This window comes from Flavobacterium sp. (assembly GCF_049590715.1).
Taxonomy (GTDB): domain Bacteria; phylum Bacteroidota; class Bacteroidia; order Flavobacteriales; family Flavobacteriaceae; genus Flavobacterium.
In genome coordinates, this window is sequence record NZ_JBAWDL010000174.1 from 1 (window position 1) to 1,529 (window position 1,529).

The following is a 1,529-nucleotide window of genomic DNA, read 5'->3' on the forward strand; positions in this document are numbered from 1 at the left end:
GACAAGAAGCGCCTTGCTTTGCTCGGCGCACAACAGTGTTTATTCGCCCGTTGGCATATCGAGATAATGGATATCAAAACCCACGGGACTTAAACTGACGAAACCCATTAAAAGCCTTAGAGTCAAGTCATTCCGGGGAAATGATGGCCGTGGCGGGAATGGTGGTTTTTATAAAGATCCCTTGATTTGTTGGAAAGCTTTGAGAACTGGGTAGCGTTATTCCGGATAACCAAGAGATTTTGTTCGCGAAGAATTACCGGGAAACGAAGCATCGAAAGTTTTCTGGACATCAAACGAACAGCATGTTCAAAAGAACTCATGATCACGAAAAGCTCTCCGGGTCTATATGCCTGGTCCAAAGATCTGGATGCCTCCTCCGACGTTCTCTTACGCGAACGTGAGGGTTTTGCGATGTTGCTGGGCTGGTTGGAGAAATTCGTTGCTGGAAGCGGCTTGGCCTCCGGACGGCAAGCCTGCGAGCGGTTTTGGAAGGAACAGGTCCTCGCGAAGCCGCGCGAGAAGTGGCAGCTCGACCAATGGGGCGCGGCGATGCGCTGGTATGTGCGTTGGCTGGAATACCGGAAGGTAAAAGGTGGCGAGGTGCGGAGCCTGCCTGAGCGGGTGCGGGATGCAGTGGAGCGGGCGGGAGCGAGACAGGGTAAAGCTCCCCGGACGCGAGAAACCTATGGACGCTGGGCGGCGATGTTTGCGGTGTGGGCAGGTGACGAGCAGGCGGTGATGCGGCCGGACAAGGCACGGGATTTCCTGAGCTGGCAAGTGGCGGAACGCAAGGTTTCCTTCGCGACACAGAAGCAGGCGCTTAACGCCTTGGTGTTCTTTTTCAAAGCAGTGTGTGGCATGGATGAGGTGGATCTGGAAGTGCGCCTGCGCAAAACCGTGCCACGGATGCCGGTGGTGCTGGATGTCAAAGAGGTCTTGGCAGTGCTGGACAAGATCGACGAGAAATACGGCTTGATGGCGCGGATCCAGTATGGAGGCGGGCTGCGACTGATGGAGCTGGTGCGGCTGCGGGTGAAGGACGTGGATCAGGAACGAGGAATGATTACCATCCGCGAGGCGAAGGGTGACAAGCATCGGACGACGATACTGCCGGAATCCGTGCGTGCGGAAGTGGCGGAGCGGAAGGTGAAGCTGCGGGAGCTGTTTGAAGAAGACCGGGCGGCGGGGCTGGCGGGCGCATGGTTGCCGGAGGCACTGCTGCGCAAGCACCTTCACGGAGGTGAAAAGTGGCCGTGGCAGTATTTCTTCCCGGCGGCAAAGGTATCGAAAGACCCGCAGAGCGGCTTGGTGAGGCGGCATCACATTGGCGAGGATGCGTATGCGAGTGCCGTGCGGCGCGCAGTGGAGGAGGCGATGATCGACAAAAATGCGACGAGTCACGCATTTCGGCATGCCTTTGCAACGCACTTACTGGAAGGCGGCACGGACTTGCGGACGATCCAAACGCTGCTCGGCCACGCGGATGTGAAAACGACGGAAATCTACACGCATGTGGCGAAGGGGGTGGG

At 57.5% G+C, this 1,529-nt stretch carries 1 protein-coding gene; it reads left to right on the forward strand.

Annotated elements, in window-relative coordinates:
* Positions 1-189 precede the first annotated feature (189 nt).
* A partial coding sequence (locus tag WBQ70_RS07985; RefSeq protein ID WP_423912668.1) for an integron integrase occupies positions 190-1,529 on the forward strand: 1,340 nt, incomplete at its 3' end.